Origin of the sequence: Micromonospora coriariae (assembly GCF_900091455.1) — a bacterium.
In the GTDB taxonomy this organism is placed as follows: Bacteria; Actinomycetota; Actinomycetes; order Mycobacteriales; family Micromonosporaceae; genus Micromonospora; species Micromonospora coriariae.
Genome location: NZ_LT607412.1, coordinates 1,702,457 through 1,725,784 on the forward strand (window position 1 = coordinate 1,702,457; position 23,328 = coordinate 1,725,784).

Here is a 23,328-nt window from a genome sequence, read left to right on the forward strand (position 1 = left end):
GATGTCAGTAGAGAAAGAACGGGGCCGACGGGTTGCTCGGGCGGAGCCCGGCCGGCGGTGGAGCGACGTCCCGGACCCGTGCGGCCTCGATCCGCTCGAACGGACTGCTGCGGTAGGCCACCCCGTTCGCCTCGTACATGTACCCCCCGCTGGGCGACAGCACCTCCGGGGGCGCCGTCAGGTGGTTGACCTTGGCACCCACGTCGGTCTTCAGCGGCGTCTCCAGGGCTCCGTCCACGCTGATCCCGTAAATCGCCGGCTGACCGGCCGACCCGGCCGCCACCAGGCTGTCCTCGCCGTTCCAGTCCACTGCGCTGAGGCCGGTCAGCGAGGTGACGAGTGCCCGGGGCGGGCCGATGGAGACCCCGCCGCCGTCCAGGTTGACCGCCGCGACGTAGAGCCGGCCGCCGGCGATCAACGCGACCCGCTGGCCGTCCAGCGATGCGGCCACCGCTGTGACCTCGGGGGTGGGGAGGTTGAGCGGCACCTGGTACATCCCGGCGTCCTCGTCGAAGCGGTAGAGCCGGCCATCGGCCACCACCAGGCCCCGGCCCGGTCGGGCGTCGACGGTGCGCAGCCAGACCGGGCGGCTGATCGAGGCGTAGTCGTCCCCGCTCCGTTTGAGCCCGGGGCCGGTGCCCACCGCGAGTCGCTGCCGATCCCTGCCGGCGGCGACCACCATCGCTGCGAGGATCCGGCCCTCGGCCCGCGCGAGGCCCGCGGACACGATGTTGCGGTTGACCTCGGCCGACAACGGCACGTCGCCGCTGGGCTCGCCGGCGAAGTCGAGCGGGCGGATGGCGCCCTCGTAGACGCCGAACCGCTGCGGGTCCTCTCTGATCGGGTAGAGCGGCTCGGAGTCCCGGCGCGCTTGCAGATCCTGCACGGGCTGCGAGTTGTTGCGAACCTTCAGCTCCAGCTCGCCCCGCAGGTCGCCCAGCGACCAGGCCAGCTGGGTGATCAACCGGTCGATCTGGGTCTGGTCGTCACCGGACATGTCCAGGTTGACTTCCCACCGGTTGTTCGCGCCGGTGGCGTTGTTGACCAGCTCGGTGCGGTCGGGCAGCCCGACGACACCGGGGCGCAGCCAGTCGGACGGGCCACCGACCAGCCACTTCACCACCTCGTTGACCCGGCGTTCGTCCGGTACGGCCATCGGCAGATAGCGCTGATCGGGCACCAGACGGCTGCCGTCGGAACTCCAGAAGTAGATCGACTCGTCCTGGTAGTACCGCTGAAGGGCGTTGTCGCTGAGCAGCAGCACGTTCGGCGGGTCGAGGACGTACAGGCCGGCCCGCTCGTCGTCACCGCCGAACACCGCGCTGCGCACCCGGAACTCGTACCCCGTCTCGGTCGCCACCGGCGGGGCCAGTGTGCCGTTGGCCCGCAGCAGGCCGAGCTGCTGCACCTTGATCTTCACGGTGGTGGTCGAGTCGCTGTTGCCGGTGAAGACGGTCTCACCCAGTCGGACCACGTTCAGCGCGACCTCGCTGCCCTTCTTCTCCTGCAGTTTGGTCTGGTGCTCCGGAGCCACGAACAGCTTGACCCGCTCGTAGGCCCGGTCCGGCTCACCGGCGGCGGCGGCCAGGAAGTTGCGCACGAACGCGTCGATGTCGCTGCCGCTGGCCGTGCGCGTCGGCGGCTCACTGCGCTGGCCGTTGATCGAGCCGGCCTCCGTCGCGGTCCCGCCCTTGCCGTCCACCCGCACGTCGGACGACGCCGGGATGCCGCACCCCCCACCCAGCAGCAGCGCCGCGCCGAGTGCCCCGACCAGGACCTGCCGCCTCACGATCGCACCTCCGCACGCTGGGCGTCCTCGGCCGACGCCGGGTCGCTCGCCGGCGTGCCGCCGGTGCCGGGACCGATGGCCAACGGGCCGCCGACGCGGGGGCCACCGAACGGCAGCGCGGCATCGGCGGGCACCAGCCGCAGCGGCGAGGTGGTCAGCCGGTCCCCCGCGCGGGCCGGCAGGGTGAGCCGGAACTGCGCGCCCTGCCCCGGCGCACCCCACGCCTCCAGCCAACCGCCGTGCAGCCGGGCGTCCTCGAGGCTGATGGACAGGCCCAGACCGGTGCCACCGGTCTGCCGGGCCCGGGACGGGTCCGCCCGCCAGAACCTGTTGAACACCAACTTTTCCTCGCCCACCTTGAGCCCCACGCCACGGTCCCGGACCGTGATCGCCACGGCGGTCTCGTCGATGCCGAGAGTGATCAGCACCGGCCGCGCCTCACCGTGCTCGACGGCGTTGCCGACCAGGTTGCGCAGCACCCGCTCGACCCGGCGCGGGTCGACCTCGGCGATCACCGGTGTGCTCGGCAGGTCCAGCTCGATCGGGACGCCCACCCGCTCGGCCAGGCCGGCGAGCCGGTCGACCACCCGGTGCACCACCGGCACCAGGTCGGTCGGCTCGGCGTCCAGCATGGCGAAGCCCGCGTCGAACCGGCTGATCTCCAGCAGGTCGGTGAGCAGTTCCTCGAACCGGTCCAGCTCGGCCTGGAGCAGCTCGGCGCTGCGCGCCACCGCCGGGTCGAACTCGTCACGCTCGGCGAAGATCAGGTCGGCGGCCATCCGGACCGTGGTCAACGGGGTACGCAGCTCGTGGGAGACGTCGGACGTGAACCGGCGCTGCAACCGGGACATCTCCTCCAGGCGGAGGATCTGCCGTTGCAGGTTGGTCGCCATCTGGTTGAACGACGCGGCGAGCAGAGCGAGGTCGTCCTCGCCGTTGACCACCATCCGCTGGTCGAGCAGGCCGGCGGAGAGCCGCTGGGCCGTCCGCGCGGCGACCCGGACCGGATTGACCACCAGCCGGGTGACCAGGGCCGCGAGCAGCCCGAGCAGGATCACCAGGGCGACCCCGGTGGCCACCACTGTGGCTCGGGCGTCGGCGGCGGTGCCGTCCTGCCGGGTCAGGGGCACGAGGTAGTAGAGCTCGATCTGGCCGAACTGGGTGGGCACCGGCGAGCCGTAGACCAGGTATTTGGTGGATTTTCCGGTCAGTTGGCCGGTGCGGATCTGGCTGGCCACCTTGCCGCTGGCGACCGCGGCCCGCAGCTCCGGGCTGATCAATGGCTGGACGTTCGCCGCGGGCGCGGTGCGGGTCTGGATGACGTTCGGATAGCCGTCGGCGGTGATCGCCACCACCACACCACTGATCTGCTCGGGGTCGCCGCCGGCCAGGTAGTTGACCGTGTCCTCGATCGTCTCCTGGAGCTGCGCCTCCTGCGGCTGGCCGTACAGGGAGACCTGCTTGGCCGCGTAGCCGGCGCCGCTGTTCACGCGCTGCTGGACGTCGGTGCGGGCGCTGTCGAGCAGGATCGTGGTGATCTTGTCAGCGATCAGGTACGCGAAACCCCCGACCAGCAGGCTGGAGGCGACCAGCGTGATGGTCACCACCCGCACCTGAAGCGAGCGGCGCCAGGTCTGGTGGACCCGCGCCACAGTCCGGGCGGCCTGCCCGCTCAACGCACGCCAGAGCTCCCAGCCGGCGTGGGGCCGGCGGGCAGCCGTCGTCTGAGGGTGCGGGGGCGGGGAGGTTGACACAGTGTGACCAGGTTATCCGGTCCCCGCCTTATAGCCCACGCCCCGCACGGTGAGGATGATTTCCGGCCGCTCCGGGTCCGGCTCGATCTTGGCGCGGAGCCGCTGTACGTGCACGTTGACCAGCCGGGTGTCGGCCGCGTGCCGGTAGCCCCAGACCTGCTCCAGCAGCACCTCACGGGTGAAGACCTGACGCGGCTTGCGGGCGAGCGCGACCAGCAGGTCGAACTCCAGCGGCGTCAGCTTCACCTCCTCGCCGTTGCGGCTGACCGTGTGCGCGGGCACGTCGATGGTGATCTGGTTGCCGGTTGGCCCGATGGTCAGCATCTCCGGCGCCACGTCCTCGCCCCGGCGCAGCCGGGCCCGCATCCGGGCGACCAGCTCCTTGGGCTTGAACGGCTTGACCACGTAGTCGTCGGCGCCGGACTCCAGGCCGAGCACCACGTCGACGGTGTCGCTCTTGGCGGTCAGCATGACGATCGGCACGCCGGACTCCGCTCGGATCGACCGGGCCACGTCGATGCCGCTCATTCCGGGCAGCATCAGGTCGAGCAGGACGATATCGGGACGACTGTCGCGGAACGCCGCCAACGCCCGCTCGCCGTCGGCCACGAACGAGGGCAGGAAGCCCTCGCTACGCAGCACGATGCCGAGCATCTCGGCGAGCGCGGGGTCGTCGTCGACCACCAGTACCCGGGCTCTCATGGGATTAATATTGCATCCCCGTTCAGTTCGGTGGGACCGGCGTCACCCGGTAACGGATAGCGCCGCCGGCAAGCATGTCACCGCGACCCGCGGCGGCGGCGCCACGTGGTGCGGGATCCGGCACGGATGAATCCCCGCCGGGTTACCCATGATCCCCCTCGGTGCCGCCCGGCGCCACCGCTGCTTCGGCCGGTCGCCCTGTCGCGATCCGGACGGCCGTCAGCCGAAGAGCGCCCGCCCCCAGTGGTCGCCGCCGTCGCGCACGCCGGGCGGACAGGCGAACAGGCCGCTGGAGACGTGCCGGAGGTATTCGTTCATCACGTCGTGCCGGGCCAACCGGGTCTGGATCGGCACGAACTGCCGGCGCGGATCCCGCTGGTAGGCGATGAAGAACAGACCCGCGTCGAGCCGGCCGAGGCCGTCCGAGCCGTCGACGAAGTTGTAGCCGCGGCGTAGCAGGTGGGCGCCGTTGTTCCGGCTGGGGTGGGCCAGCGTGACGTGGGCGTGCTCGGCGATCAACGGCTGCCCGTCGGCATCGCGTGCGGCGAAATCCGGCTCGTCGAACTCGTCGGTGCGGCCCAGCGGGGCGCCGCTGCCCTTCGTCCGGCCGACGATCTCCTCCTGCTCGGCCAGCGAGGTCCGGTCCCACGTCTCCACGAGCATCCGGATCTTGCGGGTGACCAGGTACGAGCCCCCGGTCATCCAGTCCGGCCCGTCGCCCGGCTGCACCCACAGCTGGTCGCGCAGCAGGTCGGTCTCCTCGGCCTTCAGGTTGGCCGTGCCGTCCTTGAAACCGAACAGGTTGCGCGCCGTGGCCTGATCGCGGGAGGTCGACGAGGTACGGCCGAAGCCGAGCTGCGACCAGCGGACGCTCACCACACCCATGCCGAGCCGCGCCAGGTTGCGGATCGCGTGCACCGCCACCTGGGGATCGTTGGCGCACGCCTGCACACAGAGGTCGCCCCCGGAGAGCTGCGGCTGCAACGCGTCGCCGGGGAACTTCGGCAGCTCGGCCAGGGCGGCCGGGCGCCGGTCGGCGATGCCGAATCGGTCCCGGCCGTCGGCGTCGCGGAACAGCGTCGGCCCGAAGCCGATGGTCAGGGTGAGCTGCGAGGGGGGCAGGCCGAGCGCTTCGCCGGTGTCGTCCGGCGGGGCCTCCGGCATCCCACCCACCGCACCGAGCACCCCGGCGTCCCGCCCGGCGGTCATCCGCGCGGCGGCCGCCGTCCACTCCTGGAGCAGCTCGACCAGCCGGCCGCGATCCTTGGTGATCACGTCGAAGGCGACGAAGTGCAGCCGGTCCTGGGCCGGGGTGACGATGCCGGCCTGGTGCTCGCCGTGGAACGGCACCGCCTGCGCCGGGTGGTCACTGGCCGCGGCCGGGTCACGGGAGCCGCTGATCAGCGCGCCCGCGCCGGCCGCCACCCCGGCGACTCCGGCCACCCCGGCACCGGCGAGCGTGATCGCTCGCCGCCGGGTCAACCTGCTCCCGCTCATCGACTCGACCCTCCCTGACGTCCGGTCACCGGGCGACGACTGCGGCGACCTTGCTGATCGGCTCGGCGAGGGCGTTGATGCCGTCGGAGAGCGCCTTGAGCTCGGCCTTGCTCAACGCGGTGTGCAGCTTCCACCCGTCGCCGTCGCGGTGCTCGCCGAGCAGCGCCTCGACGTTTGTGAACTCGGTGTCCAGCTGCTTGACCAGCTCCGGCGAGCGCTGCTCCAGCGCCGGGCGGAGGGCGGACACGGCAGCCTTGGAACCTTCCAGGTTGGCGGCGAAGTCCCACAGGTCGGTGTGCGAGTAACGGTCCTCCTCGCCGGTGATCTTGCCGCTGGCCACCTCGTCGAGCAGTTCCTTGGCCCCGTTGGCGAGCTGGAGCGGGGAGAGCTTCTCCGCGTTGGCCTTGGCCACGATCTCCTTGACGTCGACCAGCAGGCGGTCGGCGATCGGGCCGTCCTTGCTGATGTCGCCGGACTGCCAGAGGTCCTTCTCGATCCGGTGGAAGCCGGTGAACTCCATCCCCTCCTCGATGACCTCCTCGCGGCCGTCGATCTTGGGGTCGAGGTCACCGAAGATCTCGGCCACCGGCTCGATCCGCTCCCAGTAGGTGCGGGCCACCGGGAAGAGCGCCTTGGCCTTCGCCACGTCGCCGGCCTTGACCGCTGCGACGAACTCCTCGGTCTTCTCCAGCAGCGCGGCGGTCTGGCTCTTGACGTAGCGCTGGTAGTTGTCGGTCGCGCCGGCCAGCGCGGCGTCGGCGGTCAGCGGCTCGGCGGACCCGCTGACCTTGAGCGCGCCGCGGATGCCCTTGCCGCTCATCCCCGGCTTGCAGGCCGTCTCGTACGTGCCGGCCGGCAGCTCCACGTGCAGCTCGCGGCTCAGCCCGGGGGCGATGTTCTCGACCTCGCCCATCACCCGGTCGCCGGAGGCGTACACGTAGAACTCGGTCACCTTCGCGCCCGAGTTAGTGATCTTGAAGGTGGCGGTGCCGGCGCCGAGGTCGGTGGTGCCGACCTCACAGGCGGTGTCGGTGGCCTTGACCACGATCGGGCCGCCGGCCTCGGCCGCGTCACCCTTCTCGGAGTCGGAGCACGCGGCGACACCTGTCGTCGCCAGCACGCCGGCAGCGGCCAGCGCGAAGAATCGGGTGGTACGCATCTGGGCTGTCTCTCCTCGTGGGTCAGGCACGCTGCGGCGTGGACGCCGCCTCGGCCCCGGTGCCGGTGTCGGCCCCGCGCTCGGGAACGGTGGTGGTGGTCGCGCCGGTCGTCGGCGCCGTCTCGGCCTCGGGGCCGGCCGGCGCCGCGACGGGTGCCGGCGTACGGCGGGTCGGGCGCAGGAAGAGCAGGAGGACCGGTACGGCGTACCCGATCCAGGCGATCGTCTCCAGCACGGTGGGCGCGGGGGTCACGTTGAACATTCCGGCGAGCAGCGCGGCGTACCAGGTGCTGGGGTCGAGCGCGGTGGTGATGTCGAAGGCCAGGTCGTTCAGGCCGGGCAGGACCCCGGCCTCCTGGAAGTCGTGCACGCCGTACTTGAGGATGCCGGCGGCTACCAGGATCAGCAGCGCCCCGGTCCAGGTGAAGAACTTGCCGAGGTTGATTCGCAGGGCGCTGGCGTAGAGCAGCACGCCGAGCGCCACGGCCGTGGCGATGCCGCCGATCAGCGCGAGCAGCGGTCCGCTGTCGCCGGCCGCGCCCTGGGCGGCGGAGTAGAAGATCAGCGCGGTCTCCAGGCCCTCCCGGATCACCGCGAGGAAGGCCATCCCGGCGACCGCGAGGGACCCGACGGCCAGCGCCTCGGTGAGCTTGCCGCGCAGCTCGCCGGCGATGGTGCGGGCGGCCCGCCGCATCCAGAAGATCATCCAGGTGACGAAGACCACTGCGGCGACGGAGGTGATCGCCTCGAACAGCTCGCGGTCCTCGGAACGGGCCAGCAGCGAACTCGAGGTGTACTCGATCAGCCAGCCGAAGAGCACCGAGAGGGCCACTGCCAGGGCGACGCCCGCCCACACCTGGGGCAACCGGTCCCGGCGCTGCGACTTCACCAGGAAGGCGACGAGGATGCTGACCACCAGGGTCGCTTCCAGGCCCTCCCGCAGGCCGATCAGGTAGGTGGCGAACATCGGAGCTCCGGGATCGTTAGGTATGGCTCAGCTAACTTAGGACAGCCATACCTTCCCCCAGTTCAGAGGCCTCGTCAAGTCGTTCTTTACATGCTCAGCGACCGTCCGTCGGTCGACGATCAACCACCCGCGGTCCGGCTGTGGGAGGATCCCCGCCGTGAAGGCATTCCTGCCGTGGCTGGCGGTGCTGGCCGTGGTGCTGCTGCTCAGCGCGCTGCGCCTGCGGCCACTGGCCACCGCCGTGTCGCTCGGCTGGCTGGCCTGGTGCGTCTGGACCTGGTTCCGACCCACCCGCCGCCGCTCGGGCTGACCCGGCGCCCCAGCTTCGCCCGCCCACACCGGGTGCGGAGACGACGAACCGGGCCGGCCGCGAGAGCAGCCGACCCGGTACGGAAACGTCGATCAGTAGCGGTAGTGGTCCGGCTTGAACGGCCCTTCGGTGGAGACGCCCAGGTAGGCGGCCTGCTCCTTGGTCAGCGTGCTCAGCTTGGCGCCGAGTGCGCCCAGGTGCAGCCGGGCCACCTTCTCGTCCAGGTGCTTGGGCAGCACGTAGACGCCGATCGGGTACTCCTCGGTCTTGGTGAACAGCTCGATCTGCGCGATCGTCTGGTTGGCGAACGAGTTCGACATCACGAAGCTCGGGTGCCCGGTGGCGTTGCCCAGGTTCAGCAGGCGGCCCTCGGAGAGCACGATGATGGCGTGGCCGTCGGCGAAGCGCCACAGGTCGACCTGCGGCTTGATGTTGACCCGCTCGACGTCGGGACGCTTGGCCAGGCCGGCCATGTCGATCTCGTTGTCGAAGTGGCCGATGTTGCCGACGATGGCCTGGTGCTTCATCCGGGCCATGTGCTCGTTTGTGATGACGTCGAAGCAGCCGGTGGCGGTAATGAAGATGTCCGCCTGCTCGACCACGTCGTCCAGGGTGGCCACCTGGTAGCCGTCCATCGCCGCCTGGAGCGCGCAGATCGGGTCGACCTCGGTCACCACGACCCGGGCGCCCTGGCCGCGCAGCGACTCGGCGCAGCCCTTGCCCACGTCGCCGTAGCCCATCACGACGGCCATCTTGCCGCCGATCAGCACGTCGGTGGCCCGGTTGATGCCGTCGATCAGCGAGTGCCGGCAGCCGTACTTGTTGTCGAACTTGCTCTTGGTCACCGAGTCGTTGACGTTGATCGCCGGGAAGAGCAGCGTGCCGGCGCGGTGCATCTCGTAGAGCCGGTGCACACCGGTGGTGGTCTCCTCGGTGACGCCCTTGATGCCGGAGGCGATCCGGGTCCAGCGCTGGTTGTCCTCGCCGAGCGAGCGGTGCAGCAGCTCGAGGATGACCGCGTACTCCTCCGAGTCCGCGGATTCGACCGGCGGGACGGCCCCGGCCTTCTCGAACTCGGCGCCCTTGTGCACCAGCAGGGTGGCGTCGCCGCCGTCGTCGAGGATCATGTTCGGGCCCTGCCCGTCCGGCCAGGCGAGCACCTGCTCGGTGCACCACCAGTACTCCGGCAGGCTCTCGCCCTTCCAGGCGTAGACCGGGACGCCGGCGGGGGCGTCGGGGGTGCCGTTCGGGCCGACGACGATCGCGGCGGCGGCGTGGTCCTGGGTGGAGAAGATGTTGCAGGACGCCCAGCGCACCTGCGCGCCGAGCGCGACCAACGTCTCGATCAGGACGGCGGTCTGGATGGTCATGTGCAGCGAGCCGGTGATCCGCGCGCCGGCGAGTGGCTGTGCCTCGGCGAATTCCCGGCGGATCGACATCAGGCCGGGCATTTCGTGCTCGGCGAGCTGGATCTCCTTGCGCCCGAACTCGGCGAGCGACAGATCCGCCACCTTGAAGTCGCCTTCGGCGAGCGTGCTCGGCCGGGCCTCGGACGGCGTACCGCTGGCGGACGCCGGGAGGGTGCTGGTCATGAAAGCTCCTGTCGAACGATGTCTGCGCCGACCCTCCACCTTACGCGCGCCAGCGACGGGCGCCCGGGGGACGGTCGACGGACAGCGCACGGGGCGGTCGGTGATGGACGGAAACACCGTCCACTCCCGCCGCCCCGCGCATCCCCCCGGTTTGGTTCCCCGCACGTTGTCGGACCGTCGTCGCGATAACGCTGCGTACTCATAGAGTCACACTCAGCCAGAGCAGCGTCAAGCTATTCCGGGAAAGTCCGACTTGCGGCGTGGCGCCGGGTACGTCAGCCCAGTCCTGCGGTGGCAACGTAGGCCTCACCGTCACCGCTGATCCGTAGCGGCTCGCCGGCCGCGGTGCCGATCGCGGCCTGGCCGGACACGAGCGTCAACGCCCCCGCCCCGTCGTCCACGGTGACCGAGCCGGCGCCGCAGAGCACCACCCGGGGGCCGGGAAGCGGCAGCGTCACCGAGGGCACGACCGTCCCGACCCGCACCCGGTGCAGCGCGAAGTCGTCCACCGGCACCGGCCAGCACTCCACCCCCGGCCCGACCGGCTGAGCGGCCCGTACCGGATCCTCGAGCACCTCGAAGCGCAGCACCCGCAGCAGCTCGTCGACGTCGACCCGCTTCGGGGTCAGCCCGCCGCGCAGCACGTTGTCGCTGGCCGCCATGATCTCCACTCCGCAGCCGCTCAGGTAGGCGTGCAGGTTGCCGGCGGGCATCCAGATCGCCTCCCCCGGCGTCAGGCGCAGGTGGTGCAGCAGCAGCGCGACCAGCACACCCGGGTCCCCCGGGTAGGCCGCAGCCAGCCGGCGGGCCAGCTCCGCGTCCGAGCCGTCGGCCGACGCCGCCAGCACCGAGCCCAGCAACTCGTCGCGCTCGGAGACCGGCCAGGCGAGCAGCGTCTGCACCGCGGTGCGCAGCCCCACCGTCCCCGTCCGCAACGCCGCGACCACCGGCGCCAACGCCGGTACGCCGAACGCGGCGAGCGCCTCGGCCGACACCATCGGGTCCCGGAAACCGCACAGCGCCTCGAACGGGGTGAGCGCCACCAGCAGCTCCGGCTTGTGGTGCGGGTCGGAGTAGTTGCGCTCCCCCGGCGGACGCCCGGCGTCCGCCGCGTAGCCCACGCGGGCCTGCTCGGCGTCCGGGTGGGCCTGCAGGCTCAGCGGAGCGTCGGCGGCGAGCACCTTGAGCAGGAACGGCAGCCGGGTGCCGAAGCGCTCGGACACCCGCTGGCCGAGCCACTGCCCCGGCTCGTCGCGTACCAGGTCGCAGAGACTGACACGGAGGCCCGCCCGCTCCACGCTGGCCGGGGCGCCCGGGTGGGCGCCCAGCCACAGCTCCGCCTCCGGGCCGGCACTGGGCACCGGCCGCCCCTGCAGCAGGGCGATCGCGGAGCGGGACCCCCAGGCGTAGTCCCGGATCGGCCCGTACAGCAGCTCCACCCGTCAGCCCCCGGGCCGCCCGGCCGCCTCGCCGGACGCACCCTCGGGTTGCGGTACGGCGGTGTCGGCGGCGGCACCGGTGCCGGCCTCGGCGGCGGCGGCGCTGAAGATGTCCGGCTCCAGATAGATCACCCGGGCGATCGGCACGGCGGCGCGGATCCGCGCCTCCGCGGCGTTGATGCCCCGGGCCAGGTCCTGAGCGCTCTCGCAGGCCGGCACCCCGATCTTCGCGGCCACCATCAGCTCCTCCGGGCCCAGGTAGAGCGTCTTCATGTGGATGATCCGCTCGACCTCTGGACCGTTGGTGATCGCCCGCTCGATGGCGTCCAGGTCATGCTGCTCGGCACCTTCACCGAGCAGCAGGCTCTTGGTCTCGATGGCCAGCACGATGGCGATGGTCACCAGCAGGATGCCGATCATCGCGGTGCCGGCCGCGTCCCACTCGCCGTTGCCGGTGATCAGCGTCATGGTGACGCCGAACAGCGCGAACACCAGGCCGACCAGCGCGCCGAAGTCCTCCAGCAGCACCACCGGCAACTCCGGCGCCTTGGCGCGGCGGATGAAGCGCACCCAGGACTGGTTGCCCCGGATGTGGTTGGACTCCTTGATCGCGGTCCGGAAGGAGAACGACTCCATGATGATCGCCGCCACCAGCACCACCACCGGCAACCAGTGCCAGGACTCGATTCCCCCCTTGTGGTGCCACTTGTGGTACGCCTCGTACAGGGCGAACAGGCCACCGACGCTGAACAGCACGATCGACACGATGAACGCGTAGATGTAGCGCTCCCGGCCGTACCCGAACGGGTGCTGCGGGGTCGCCTCCCGCCTGGCGCGCTTGCCACCGAGCAGCAGCAGGCCCTGGTTGCCGGAGTCGGCGACCGAGTGGATCGACTCGGCCAGCATCGACGACGAACCGGAGAGCAGGAACGCGACGAACTTGGTGACTGCGATGCCGATGTTGGCCAGCAGGGCGGCGACGATCGCCTTCGTCCCGCCGTTCGCGCTCACGCCACCGCTCCGCTTCGCCGCATGGCTCCGCGCGTGCCGCGCCGCCGCCTACATCCGTTCACTGGTTCGACAGCTCCTTCATCTCGGTGATGGCCGGCACCGCCATCGGGTCGAGCCCGTGGGCCAGGGCAAGGTAGATCGAGGCGAAGTCCGGTACGGCGATCAGCGACGCCAGCCGCTCCAACGCCGACCCGCCCTCGGCGGTCACCACGTCGCAGCGCACACCGCGGCGTTCGGCGAGGGTCTGCACCGCGTCCGCGCGGCGCTCCTCGACCGCCAGCGGCTCGTCCGTGTCGTCCTCGGCGTTGAGCCCGCCGTCGCGCAGCAGCACCAGCCGCAGCCGGGTGCCCTCGCCGTCGTCCTCCGCGGGATCGGCGAAGATGTCCCGCTCCCCCTCGGCCAGACCACCGAAGACGCCGTCCAGCAGCCCGACCCGGCCCCGGCCGGCCTCGCCGAGCGCCCCGGTGACCACCGGGTAGCGGGCGTTCGCCGACAGGGTGTCACCGAACCGGCGGGCCGCCACGGTGGCCAGCGGCGACGAGCCCCAGACGATCGGAACCGAGCCGGCCAGGCCCAGGGCCAGCGACTTCGCCGGGTTGACGAAGGACTCCGCGGTGGAGCGGCAGCGGTCCGCGTCCGCGTCGAGCCGCGCCGCGGTCTCCGCCAGGTCCGCCTCGTTGACCTTCACGAGCCCGAGCGAACGGGCGGCGAGCAGGACCGGCACGGTGAGCGCCCAGAGGCTCGCCCGGGCCGGTGCGCGCCGGGGGACCGGGATGAACGGCGCCCGGGCCCGCTCGGCGACCGACTGCAACTGCGAGTCGGGGGCACCCACCGCGACCAGCCGGGCGCCACGCCGGTGCGCCGCCTCGGCGGCGCCGAGCGCCTCCGGGCTACGACCGGACGCGCTCACCGCGATGACCACGTCGGCCGCGCCGACCCAACCGGGTACGCCGGCGCTGCGGTGCGCGATGACCGGCACCGGGCAGCGCGGCCCGGCGACCGTGGCCAGCACGTCCCCGGTACGCCCGGCGGTGCCGATGCCGGCGATGACCACGGCCCGGGGCCGCCCGTCGTCGGCGAGCACCGCCAGGTTCGCCTCGGCGGCCAGCGCGGCCGACTCACGGACCTGCGCGCCGGCCGAGGCGGTGTGCCGCAGCATGCCGCCCGGGTCGTGCTCGGCCAACGCCTCCGGGCTGTCGAGCAGGGCCTCGTCGGCATCGCGGCGTCCGCTGACCCCGGCCGTACCGTCGATCATGACGGCTGTCCGGGGCCGCCGCGCGCCTCGTCGAGCAGCAGCACCGGCACGTCGTCACGGACCTCGAAGATCCGGCCGCACTCCGTACAGGTAAGCGTCTGCGCCTCGGCGTCGTAGGTCAGCGGGGCGTGGTGCGTGTCCGGACAGGCGAGAATCTCGAGCAACTGCGGATCCAGGGCCATGGCACGGCTCCTTCCACGTGTGCGGCTTCACCGGCGGCGGTGCCGACCGGCGCAGGCGATCTTATCGGCGAACCCGGCCCAGCACCTCGTCCCGGAGCGAGACCATCCGCTCACGGGTGGGCGCCTCGACGTTGAGCCGCAGCAGCGGCTCCGTGTTGGAGGCTCGCAGGTTGAACCAGGCGCCGTCCGGGAAACGCAGGGTGAGCCCGTCCATCTCGTCGGCCACCGCCTCGGGGTACGCGGCCCGCACCTCGGCCACCGCCGCCGTCTGGTCGACGACCGTCGAGTTGATTTCACCGGAGGCGATGTAGCGCTCGTACTCGCCGGCCAGCACGGACAGCGGCAGCGACTGCTCGCCGAGCGCGGCCAACGTGTGCATCGCGGCGAGCATCCCGGTGTCGGCGAACCAGAAGTCCCGGAAGTAGTAGTGCGCGGAGTGCTCGCCGCCGAAGACGGCGTTGGTGCGGGCCATCTCCGCCTTGATGAAGGAGTGCCCGACCCGGGCGACCACCGGCTCCCCGCCGTGCTCCCGGATGATCTCCGGCACCGCGTTGGAGGTGATCAGCCCGTGGATCACGGTGGAACCCGGGTGCTTGGCCAGCTCCCGTGCGGCCACCATGGCCGTGATCGCCGACGGTGAGACGGGCTCACCACGCTCGTCCACCACGAAGCAGCGGTCGGCGTCGCCGTCGAAGGCGAGCCCGATTTCCGCTCCGTGCTGGACCACCGCGCGCTGAAGGTCGACCAGGTTCGCCGGATCCAGTGGGTTGGCCTCGTGGTTGGGGAAGGTGCCGTCCAGCTCGAAGTAGAGCGGCACGATCTCCAGCGGCAGGGCCGACAGGGCGGCGTCGCCGAGCACGGTGGGGACCGTGAATCCGCCCATCCCGTTGCCGGCGTCGACCACCACCTTCAGTGGCCGGATACCGGAGAGGTCGACCAGCTTGCGCAGGTAGGCGGCGTAGTCGGGCAGCAGGTCGCGCCGCTCGGCCGGCCGGACCGGATCGCCGGCCGGGCGGGCCTCGCCCGAGTCCAGCAGGGCCTGTGCCCGCTCACGGATCTCCGCCAGACCGCTGTCCTGCCCGATCGGGCGGGCACCCGACCGGCACATCTTGATGCCGTTGTACTGCGCCGGATTGTGACTGGCGGTGAACATCGCACCCGGCAGATCGAGTGAGCCGGACGCGAAGTAGAGCAGGTCGGTGGAGGCCAGCCCGATCTCGATCACCGAACGTCCCTCGGCGCGGACGCCGGCGGCGAAGGCTGCGGCCAGCCCGGGCGAGGTGGCCCGCATGTCGTACCCGATGACGACCGCGTCGCCCGGCTCGTCGGTGCTGTTGAGCAGCTGGGTGAACGCGGCTCCGAGGGCTTCGGCGACCCGTTCGTCCCACTGGTCCGGCACCGTCCCTCGGACGTCGTACGCCTTCACGATCTGGGACAGATCAGACACAGCTTTCGCTCCTTGGCCGCAGGTTCCACCGGACCTGAGCGTATCGGAGCGTCCGGGTCCGGCCCCGCTCAGCCGGGCAGCCGAGGCATGATCACGGTGTGGTCGCCACCAGCGGCGGCGGGCGGGTCGCCGGGGCCGGGCCGACCATCCGGAGTGCCCGGCATGGCCTGCGTGGCGTCGGGCGGCGACGGGGGGCCGGCCGGCCGGGCGCCGTAGACCCCGCCGGTCGCGGGCCGGGGTGCCGGCACCGCGGTGTAACCGCCGGACGGCGCCTGCTGCCCGTACACCGGGCCAGGCTGGCCGGGCGCGGCCAGCGGCCCACTCCCGGAGCGGTAGGTGGTGCCACCGGGGTTGCCCGGCAGCGGCCCGGACAGCCCGTCGGCCGGCTTCCGGTCCTGACGCGAGCGACGGAACAGCAGCACGATGAGCAGCAGGCCGACCGCCACCATCGCGATGCCGAAGAACATCACAGGCGAGCCGCCGGATGATTCGGCTGCGGTCGCCGTGGTGTCGGGTGCGCCGGAGACGCCACCCACCACGGCCTGGTTCACCGCATCGTCGGCCGGGGCGGCCTCGGTGGTCGCGCTCGGGGTGGGCGACGGTTTCTTCGACGGGGTGGGCGACGCCGAGGCCCGGCTGGTCAGCCTCGACGAGTCGGAACCCCGACCCAACTCGTGACCGGTCGCGGTGAGCGCCACGCCGGTCACCGCGAGCCGGCCAGCCGGCGCGCCGGCGGTGAACGCCACCCGGTACCGCACTGTGATGCCCTTGCCCTTGCACAGGGTCGGCTTCGTCGGCGAGGTCTGCGCGGTCGCCACGCTGCCACCACCACCGGTGAGGGGCACCGGGAACCAGCGCCCGCCCGCGTTGACCTGCACCCTCACCTGATCCGGCTCGAGGCCCGAAAGACGCAGACCCAGGGCGCTACGCAGCAGGACGCACCCGTCGGAGCGCTTGCGCACCGCGACGTTCACCCCCTGCGGGGAGCCGCCGGCGGCGAAGCTGCTGGCCGCACCCACCCGGACCGAGTCGTCGTCGGCCAGCGCGGGGGACGCACCGAGCATCACCAGACCGCCCACCAGACCGCAGACCGTCGCGAGACGCGCCGCGCGCCGACGTACCGTCATGATCACCTCACCGTTCCTCCCCGGGTGGGGTCCGCGGGTCAGGCTACTACCGGGCCACCCCCACCACCTGTCATAGAGCGGCCCGCATGTGTGCGGCGTTACGGTTTCCGACCCCAACCCGCCGACCTGCTACGGGTGCCTCGCGCCGCCGGTTTCCGACTGGTCAGACCGCCGCCGCGAGAGCGTCCCGGCAGAGCCGGTCAGCGGTACGGGTGGTCTCCGGCAACCGGTAGCGCGGGGCCAGCGCGAGCACCTGCGCGGTGGCGTTGGCCAGGCTCATCCGGTGCCCGACGCTGACGAAGACGGGCTTCACCCCGGCCTGGGTCCGCAGCACCCGACCGACGACGTCTCCCCCGTCGCGCAGCGGCGACCAGGCACCCCGCTCGGTGGGCGGCGGAACCCACTCGCCGACCAGCGGCGTCTTCCCGACCCCGATCGCGGGCAGACCGGTGACCACCCCGAGATGACAGGCGAGCCCGAACCGGCGCGGATGGGCCAGCCCGTGCCCGTCGCAGACCAGCAGGTCCGGGCAGGTGGTCAGCCGGTCCAGCGCGGCGAGCAACGCGGGCAGCTCACGGAAGGCGAACAACCCCGGGACGTAGCCGAACGCGGGTCGGCCCACGCTGACCGCCGAGTCCACCACGGCCAGCGTCCGGGCGTCCAGCACTGTCACGGCCGCCGCGAGCAGGTCACCACTCTTCGCGTACGCGACGTCCAGGCCAGCCACCGTGGCCGGCGCGGTCGGCCCCGGCCCGACCAGGTCGACCAGCGGCCGCAACTCCTCCTGTACGGCCACCGCGGCCTCGTACTGTGCGGCCTCTTGCCGTGCGGCCTCTTGCTGTACGGCCTCTTGCTGTAGGGCCTCCGCGGCGTCTTGCGATGATCCACTCGACATCGGCGACATCGGGCTGTCCCACCGCCTTCGATGCCGCGATATCCCCGATCCGGAGTCGATCACCCTTGGCGCGGGCCGTCGGCGTCGTCCCCAGCGGCGTCGCCCTCCGGCCCGCCCCGAGTCGGGCCGCTCCCGGTGGTGCCGGCGTCGCCGGTGTGGCCCTCGGCAGGCTTCCCTGTCGCACCGAAGGCGATCGCGAAGGCGATGCCGATGGCGACACCGAAGGCGACACCGCCCTTCGAACCAAACGAGGGGATGCCGATCGCCAGACCGAGCAGGATGCCCACCGGCCACGCCCACGCCTGGGACTTGCCGTTCACCCTCTTCGGCTCTGCCATCCCTCGATGTTATTCGGCCGCCCCCGATCACTGACCGACCCGTCCGTCGATCCGCTCGCGAAACAGGTCGGCGTGGCCGTTGTGCCGCGCGTACTCCTCGATCACGTGCACCAGCAGCTCACGCAGCACGATGGTGTTGCCCCTGGGCTGCCGCCCTGCACCCCGAGATCGGACGCCTCGACGAACCGTTCGGCGAAGTCCACCTCCGACCGCCAGTCACGCCACGCCTGCGCGACCACCTCCGGATCGGCCACCGCACCGTCGAAGTCGGGATCGTCGTCCGGTACCAAGGTTGCGCCTCCCTAACTGGACGCCAGGTCGGGGTCCGCGCCTGGATCGCCAACGGCGCGGAGCTGCTCCTCGAACATCACGAACGTCCGCTGTCGGATTCCTCGGATGAGAGCCTGTTCTCTAGGCGTCAGGTGACGCCCTTCGGCGTCTGCCAGGTCCTCAATGGACCGCACCGTCTCATAGAGGGCGAAGATCGGCCCCTCACCGCTCAGATAGTGCGCCCGAAATGCTTCCACCTCCTGTACGAAGTCTTCCCTGGTACGGCCGAAAATTTCGCCGCCGACGCCCAGGGTGATTTCCACGAAGAGGTCGTTCTTCTCCTGCCACCCGCCGGTGTCGATAGCCACGCGCCAGACCCGGGCGCCACCGTCAGGGGTCTCCACGATCTTCACGGGCGACTGGTAGTAGAGATAGAAGGAGGGGAGCCTCAGGCTGCCGGGTGCATCGGTCACTTGGGCTTCTCCTCGAACGTCGACTGCAATGCCTGCCAGAACAGCTGCTGCTCGCGAAGGCGAAGGCCATCTGCGATTGCTCGCTCACGTTCCGTCAAGGGTCGGCCCTGGGCGAGGGCTTCCACGTCGCGACGCACCTCATAAAGCACATGCTCCCAAACTGCGACAGCATCAAGCGCGGCCAGGTGCAGGCGGAACTCAGCTATGTGGCCGTTGCGCATCCGCAGCCCGAGCTGCACGTCGCGGTAGCCGCTGCTCATCGGAAACAGGAATCGGTCCTCAAAACTCACGATCACGACGTCTGGGCGATCGCGTAGCCGGGCCAGGGCCGCGTAAAGATCACCGAGACAGCGAAACTCGACCTTCGCCGCGGCAAGGTCGAGCACCTTCGACGCATCACCCTGATGCTTGTTCACCTTGTCCAGCGCACGGCGACGATCCTTTGGTTGAGGACGCCAGCCGGGCTCACCGACACGCAGGTCGCCGATTTGGGCCAGAGACACCGCGAGCTGGTTCAGGTCAACTTGCGCCACGGCCGCCGCCGAGTAGAGGTCGTCGAGGTAGTGGCTTACATAGGTACCGTCGGCGCGCCGACGGTCGTCGAATCCTGCCTGGGCGACCAGACCGTGCCGCACGCGAATGCTGGCGCTGATCAATCGCTGCTCGTCGGTGAGAGGGGTCGGATCTGGCTGGGGTACCCCGTGGGTGTTCCTCGGCCCCAACTCTGCTGCGTCCTGCTGGGAGACGTCGTCGAGCACCTCTGCCAGCACGTCGATGGCCTGCTGATGAGTCGCCAGGTGCAGCAGGGTCAGCGGACGGGCCGTCAGCGAGGTCGCCAGCTCGGGCGTGGTCAGGATTATCCGCGCCAGGCGCGGCTGCCGGACCAGCTGCCTGACCAGCAACTCGGCCAGTTTCGGCTCGGCGTGCGGCGGCTCCCGCCCAGCGCTGTCCAGCATGTCGCGGACCCGGACGTCGGTGAACAGCCGCGCCACATCGCGGGCCGAGGCCTCGTCCAACTCCGGCAGCAACCGGCGGAGGGTCGGCGGGTCCACGGCCTCCGCGAACTCAGCGGCAATCACGCCAGCGGCGAAGACCTCGTCCAGGCTGCCGGCCAGCGAGACCGTCCGGGCCTGGCCGCCTCGGGCGATCGAATCAGCGGAGGACGAAGCATCGGCAGGTTCGCCGTCCGGTGACGTCAGGGCCGGATCAGCCGAGCCCGGACCGTCCAGCAGCAGGTGCATCCGGTTGATGTACGGGTCGCCCTGGCCGCCGTCGTCGCGCGCCGGTGGGTGGTCCGGCAGGTCGGGGCGTTCGCTGAACCGGCCCCGGGGCAGCCCGCCGAGCGGCATCGGCCGGCCGTCTCCGCTCAGTACCAGCGCGTCGATGCCGACCACGTCGGGGTACAACGGCCGGTCGCGGATGAGGCCGGTCTGCGGGTCGACGTAGAGCACCGTGCCGTTCTGGTTGAGCGCCACCCAGGCGTGCGAGCCACCGTGCGCCCACTCGGTGACCAGGAACGCGTAGCTGCCGTGGCCACCCAGCAGCAGTTGGTCGTGCAGGTTGGCGTAGCCCCGCTCGGCGGTGCGCCGTGCCTGCGCCGGGTGCGGCAGTTGGCCGGCGGGCGGGGCGAGGAGTTGCTGGAAGCGTCCGCCGGTCACGTCCTCGACCCGGCCCGGGCCGCCCGCCTCGCCCCGGATCGGGCGCCGGGTGTCACCGTCGAGGTAGCCGTCGAAGGTGCGCGGCGCCGACACCCGCGGTCGCCCGTGCACCCACGTCTCGAACAACGACAGGGTGCAGTCCAGGCAGTTGATGCCTCGGGTCGCGTCGGCGCGGGGGCCGCCGTCGTTCAGCAGCCGGAACCAGCCGCCCCGGCGGGGGTCGGCGGTGCGGGTGACGGTGCCGTCCGGCTCGCGGGGCATCCGCCGTTCGACGTCGACCTGGTGCAGGGCCAGCGGCGGACGGAGCCCGCCGGGCCGCCCGTACGGCCGGGTGTCGTCGATCGGCGGTGGCACGTCGTCGCCGGTGAGCACCGACCGGTCGACGGTCTCCACAGCACCGAGTGCGAGTGCGCCGACGTCCTCGTTGGCCTGCCGGAAGTGGGCGTCGCCGACGTCCACGACCCGCGGCGCCGTGGTGCCGGCCAGCACCGCGTCGGCCAGGTCATGGCATTCGGAGTACGCGCGCAGCTCGTCGTATGCGGTCCGCTGCCAGCCGTCGGCCCAGCGGGGATGCCCGGTTTGGCGCAGCTGCCGGGCGTAGCTGGCGTACTCGGCTGCCCGTCGGTCGTGCTCGGCGGCCCGGGTGCGCAACCGATCGGCCTCGGACTGCCGGCGGTTGTTCTCGAACGAGGTCCGCTGGGACTCGTAGTAGCCCTGGTAACGCCGCCGCTCGACGGCGTCGGCCTCGGCGGCCCACCGGGCCGCGTACCAGTCGCTGTTTTCGAGGTCGGGCAGCGACGGATCGTCGGACGCCGCCACGTCGGCGGGGATCGGCGCGCGGCCGCGAGCCGGTTGGGCGGGTACGCGGATCGGCGCGGGGGCGTCCCGCGTCGGGAAGCGCGATCGGGCGGTGGATCCATGCTGCGCCGAACCGGTGGCCGTTGCGCTCCAAGCGCCGGTCACCGGCGTACCCGGGGTGGTCACGACACCGGGCGGCGAGCCGGCCGCCGGGCCGGTCGACGTGATCGGCGGCGGCGGGCCGGTCATGGTCGGCGCGACCGCGCCCGGCGTGGTGGCCTGCGGGCTGGCCGGGTTGCCGGTGGCGACACCGGCGGCCGGCCCGCTGCTCGCATCGGGGGTGGCGGGCATGGGCGCGGCGACCGAGGAGAGGGTGGGATCGGCTGCGGCGGGGGTGAGCGTCGGATCTGCCACGACCGGAGGCGGTGCACCCGGCCGTTCGGCCGGCTGCCGCTCAGCGACGTCGCCCGGCTGGTTCGACGACGGCCCGGTCTCGGGTGGGAGCAGCGGATGGGCCGCCCCGTTTACGGACGGCCCGACGGCGGCCAGCGGCGGCGGCCCGGGCTCGGGCGGGACCACCGGCGACGACGTGTGGTCGGGCGCCACCGGCACCGCCGAGGCGACGACGTCCACCCCGGCGACGGCCGCCGCCGACGCCTGCGCCGGAACCACCGAAGACGGAACCGCCGAAGACGGGACCGCCGACGACGGAACGACTGCCGGCGAAGCCGCAGCGGACGAGCCCGCCTCCGGAGAGGCCAGCCCGGCACCGGTCATCGGGGCGACGGGTGTGAGGGTGGGGCCGAGTGGGGAGCCGGCGAGGGCGGCGGCCTGCGCGTCGAGCCGAGCGTGCAGCGCGCGGTCGGCCTGCCCCGTCGCCGAACCGGTGGCCCCGGACGCGGCGGCCCGCGCCACATCCTCCACCGAGGTCAGGCCCTGGCCGGTGGCGAGGCTGGCGGCGCTCTCGGCGAGCACCTCGCCGGTCATCTCCCGACCCAGGTGCTCGCCGACCCGCGCCGCGCGCCCGGTCGCGTGCCGACCCAGGCCGGCCAGCGGCGCGACCGCCCCGCCGGCGAGGCCGCCGACCGCCGATGCGCCGAGGTCGGTCAGGTCCACGCCGTGCGCACGCCCGGTCGAGTTCTGGTACGCCTGGGTGGCGAGGCTGACCCCGGCCTCCTCGGCGGCCTCCTCCAGCCCTCCGCGGGCGGCTCGCGTGGCGAGCCCGCGCACACCGCCCCGGGTGACCTCCTTGGCCGCCCGCTCGCCGGCTTCCTTGAGCCCGTGCCGGAGGGACTTGCCGGCCAGCTGCCCCGTCAGTCGTTTGACGATCTGCTGGATCAGCAGCCGGGTCGCGGTGATCGCCGCGCCCGCCGCCGGGGATGCGGCACCGGCGGTGAGCAGCGCTGCCACCGCCACCGAGAGCAGCTCGATGACCAGGATGCCCAGCTCGATCCAGACTTCCAGCTTGGCGCCCTCGATGTCGCAGCCACACTCCTCGACCAGGCGGCCCAGGTCGGCGGTGACCGCGAGCAGCACCGGCAGCGGCGCGTCGTCGCCGTCCGCGATCCCCCGCCAGGCCGCCTCGAACGCGGCGTCGACCATTCCGACGCCGCCGTATCCGCTGCGCACCTCGGCGGCGGCCGCGGCCGCGTCGGTGTGCGGGCCGGCGAGTACTGCGGCGACGTCGTACCACCGGTCGGCGACGTCCCAGACGGCCCGCTCGTTCCCCTCCGGCCACTGCACGCCGACCGCCCAGTCGAGGGCCTCGTAGATCCAGCCGGGCACGTCCCAGGGTGCGTAGTCCAGTGGGTGCGGAATCGGGCTGGGCAGCACGCTCATCCGGATCGCCCCGCCGTCAGCGCTGGTCGGCGGCCCGGTCGAGCCGGGCGGAGCTGGCGCCGTCGGTCTGCACGCTCGCGTCGACCGCGAGGACCACGTCGGTGCCCAGCTCGGTGAGCCGGTGCCCGACGCCCGTCCAGGCCCGCAGCACGGTCTGCTCGATGCCGCGGTAGCTCCGCTCGAACGCGGCGCCGATGTCGTCTTGGCCCCAGGGCCGGGCGCCGCTGGCGGCCTCGATCTCGCCGCCCTCCGCCGCGCGGCGGGCGGTCACCGCCTCGCCGGCGAGGGCCAGGTCGGCACCGCCCCGGCGGGCCCGCGCCGGATCGAGCCAGAGCTGCCCATCGGTCACGACGACTCCTCGCGCCGCCCGAGCACGGCGTCGGCGCGGCCGAGCAGGGCACCGTAATCCCCGGTGCGCAGGAACTCCGCCGACCCGGAGCCTGCGGGCATGCTGGCGGTGACCAGTTCACGGGTGGCTTCGGTGGCGGCGACCGTGGCGGCGCGGACCGTTTCGGTGATCTTCCGGCTCAGCGCCTCGGCATTCCGGTCCCGGTAGACGGCCGGGTCCAGCTCCACGGCGACCAGCTCACCCCGGGCGCCGACGGTCGCGCTCACCTGGCCGTCGGCGGACCGCCGGGTCACCCGCAGCTCGGCCAGCCGCGTCCGCAGATCGTCCAACTTGGACCTGAGCTGCTGGTACTGGCCGTACACGTCGTCGAATCGGGCCCGTAGCTCGCGATTGGCGTCCCGGTCCACGCGTTCGCTCACCGCCGCTCCTCCCGTCACCGTCGGTAGGCCGAACCATACCGGCTGCCACCGGTCCGCG

General features: G+C 72.1%; 21 protein-coding genes. 1 reads left to right on the plus strand and 20 read right to left on the minus strand.

What is annotated here, in order from left to right; all coding sequences use genetic code 11:
* Nucleotides 1-4 precede the first annotated feature (4 nt).
* The 6 genes from GA0070607_RS07885 to efeU form a co-directional block, all read right to left on the minus strand.
* Nucleotides 5-1,789 (minus strand): LpqB family beta-propeller domain-containing protein, encoded by a 1,785-nt coding sequence (locus GA0070607_RS07885; RefSeq protein WP_089017602.1) that lies wholly within the window; start codon nt 1,787-1,789, stop codon nt 5-7.
* Complete coding sequence (gene mtrB / locus GA0070607_RS07890; RefSeq protein WP_089017603.1) at nt 1,786-3,543, minus strand: MtrAB system histidine kinase MtrB; 1,758 nt, start codon at nt 3,541-3,543, stop codon at nt 1,786-1,788. Before mtrB ends, GA0070607_RS07885 begins: the two co-directional genes overlap by 4 nt.
* Nucleotides 3,544-3,555: 12 nt before the next feature.
* Entirely contained in the window at nt 3,556-4,245 is a 690-nt protein-coding gene (gene mtrA / locus GA0070607_RS07895) for an MtrAB system response regulator MtrA (RefSeq protein ID WP_089017604.1), read from the minus strand.
* 219 nt (nt 4,246-4,464) lie between these two features.
* Nucleotides 4,465-5,742 (minus strand): iron uptake transporter deferrochelatase/peroxidase subunit, encoded by a 1,278-nt coding sequence (gene efeB / locus GA0070607_RS07900; protein WP_089017605.1) that lies wholly within the window; start codon nt 5,740-5,742, stop codon nt 4,465-4,467.
* Nucleotides 5,743-5,767: 25 nt separating this feature from the next.
* Entirely contained in the window at nt 5,768-6,901 is a 1,134-nt protein-coding gene (gene efeO, locus GA0070607_RS07905; RefSeq protein ID WP_089017606.1) for an iron uptake system protein EfeO, read from the minus strand.
* 22 nt (nt 6,902-6,923) lie between these two features.
* Complete coding sequence (gene efeU, locus GA0070607_RS07910) at nt 6,924-7,868, minus strand: iron uptake transporter permease EfeU (protein ID WP_089017607.1); 945 nt, start codon at nt 7,866-7,868, stop codon at nt 6,924-6,926.
* A 157-nt stretch (nt 7,869-8,025) separates the two neighbouring features.
* Here efeU and GA0070607_RS32735 point away from each other — a divergent pair, with 157 nt between their 5' ends.
* On the plus strand, nt 8,026-8,178 hold the full coding sequence (locus GA0070607_RS32735) for a hypothetical protein (protein WP_172899004.1): 153 nt from the start codon (nt 8,026-8,028) through the stop codon (nt 8,176-8,178).
* 92 nt (nt 8,179-8,270) lie between these two features.
* Here GA0070607_RS32735 and ahcY read toward each other — a convergent pair whose 3' ends face one another.
* The 14 genes from ahcY to GA0070607_RS07980 all read right to left on the minus strand — a co-directional run bounded on the left by ahcY (nt 8,271) and on the right by GA0070607_RS07980 (nt 23,270).
* Nucleotides 8,271-9,770: an adenosylhomocysteinase gene (ahcY, locus tag GA0070607_RS07915; protein ID WP_089017608.1), complete on the minus strand. Its 1,500-nt coding sequence runs from the start codon at nt 9,768-9,770 to the stop codon at nt 8,271-8,273.
* Between the two features lie 275 nt (nt 9,771-10,045).
* Nucleotides 10,046-11,209, minus strand: coding sequence for a mannose-6-phosphate isomerase, class I (gene manA, locus GA0070607_RS07920; RefSeq protein WP_089017609.1), 1,164 nt, complete (start codon nt 11,207-11,209; stop codon nt 10,046-10,048).
* 3 nt (nt 11,210-11,212) lie between these two features.
* Entirely contained in the window at nt 11,213-12,220 is a 1,008-nt protein-coding gene (locus GA0070607_RS07925) for a cation diffusion facilitator family transporter (RefSeq protein ID WP_089017610.1), read from the minus strand.
* A gap of 58 nt (nt 12,221-12,278) precedes the next feature.
* Entirely contained in the window at nt 12,279-13,475 is a 1,197-nt protein-coding gene (locus GA0070607_RS07930; protein ID WP_089017611.1) for an SIS domain-containing protein, read from the minus strand.
* Nucleotides 13,472-13,657, minus strand: a complete 186-nt coding sequence (locus GA0070607_RS07935) for a Trm112 family protein (RefSeq protein ID WP_030490836.1) — start codon at nt 13,655-13,657, stop codon at nt 13,472-13,474. Before GA0070607_RS07935 ends, GA0070607_RS07930 begins: the two co-directional genes overlap by 4 nt.
* A gap of 61 nt (nt 13,658-13,718) precedes the next feature.
* A complete protein-coding gene (locus tag GA0070607_RS07940) occupies nt 13,719-15,104 on the minus strand; it encodes a phosphomannomutase/phosphoglucomutase (protein ID WP_089017612.1) in 1,386 nt (461 codons plus the stop codon).
* A gap of 68 nt (nt 15,105-15,172) precedes the next feature.
* Nucleotides 15,173-16,231, minus strand: a complete 1,059-nt coding sequence (locus GA0070607_RS07945; RefSeq protein WP_197701247.1) for a hypothetical protein — start codon at nt 16,229-16,231, stop codon at nt 15,173-15,175.
* A 163-nt stretch (nt 16,232-16,394) separates the two neighbouring features.
* Nucleotides 16,395-17,027: an endonuclease V gene (locus tag GA0070607_RS07950; protein WP_089017613.1), complete on the minus strand. Its 633-nt coding sequence runs from the start codon at nt 17,025-17,027 to the stop codon at nt 16,395-16,397.
* 158 nt (nt 17,028-17,185) lie between these two features.
* Nucleotides 17,186-17,464 carry a hypothetical protein gene (locus GA0070607_RS07955; protein ID WP_157743108.1) on the minus strand — a complete coding sequence of 93 codons (279 nt, stop codon included), beginning with the start codon at nt 17,462-17,464 and terminating at the stop codon, nt 17,186-17,188.
* A 27-nt stretch (nt 17,465-17,491) separates the two neighbouring features.
* On the minus strand, nt 17,492-17,593 hold the full coding sequence (locus GA0070607_RS07960) for a mycothiol transferase (RefSeq protein WP_231930904.1): 102 nt from the start codon (nt 17,591-17,593) through the stop codon (nt 17,492-17,494).
* Between the two features lie 173 nt (nt 17,594-17,766).
* A complete protein-coding gene (locus tag GA0070607_RS07965; protein WP_089017616.1) occupies nt 17,767-18,207 on the minus strand; it encodes a hypothetical protein in 441 nt (146 codons plus the stop codon).
* Complete coding sequence (locus tag GA0070607_RS07970; protein WP_089017617.1) at nt 18,204-22,502, minus strand: toxin glutamine deamidase domain-containing protein; 4,299 nt, start codon at nt 22,500-22,502, stop codon at nt 18,204-18,206. Before GA0070607_RS07970 ends, GA0070607_RS07965 begins: the two co-directional genes overlap by 4 nt.
* Nucleotides 22,503-22,518: 16 nt before the next feature.
* The gene (locus tag GA0070607_RS07975; protein ID WP_089017618.1) at nt 22,519-22,851 is read right to left on the minus strand and encodes a hypothetical protein; all 333 of its coding nucleotides are present in this window, start codon (nt 22,849-22,851) and stop codon (nt 22,519-22,521) included.
* Nucleotides 22,848-23,270, minus strand: coding sequence for a YbaB/EbfC family nucleoid-associated protein (locus tag GA0070607_RS07980; RefSeq protein WP_089017619.1), 423 nt, complete (start codon nt 23,268-23,270; stop codon nt 22,848-22,850). The genes GA0070607_RS07975 and GA0070607_RS07980 overlap by 4 nt, the downstream gene beginning before the upstream one ends.
* Between the last annotated feature and the right edge of the window lie 58 nt (nt 23,271-23,328).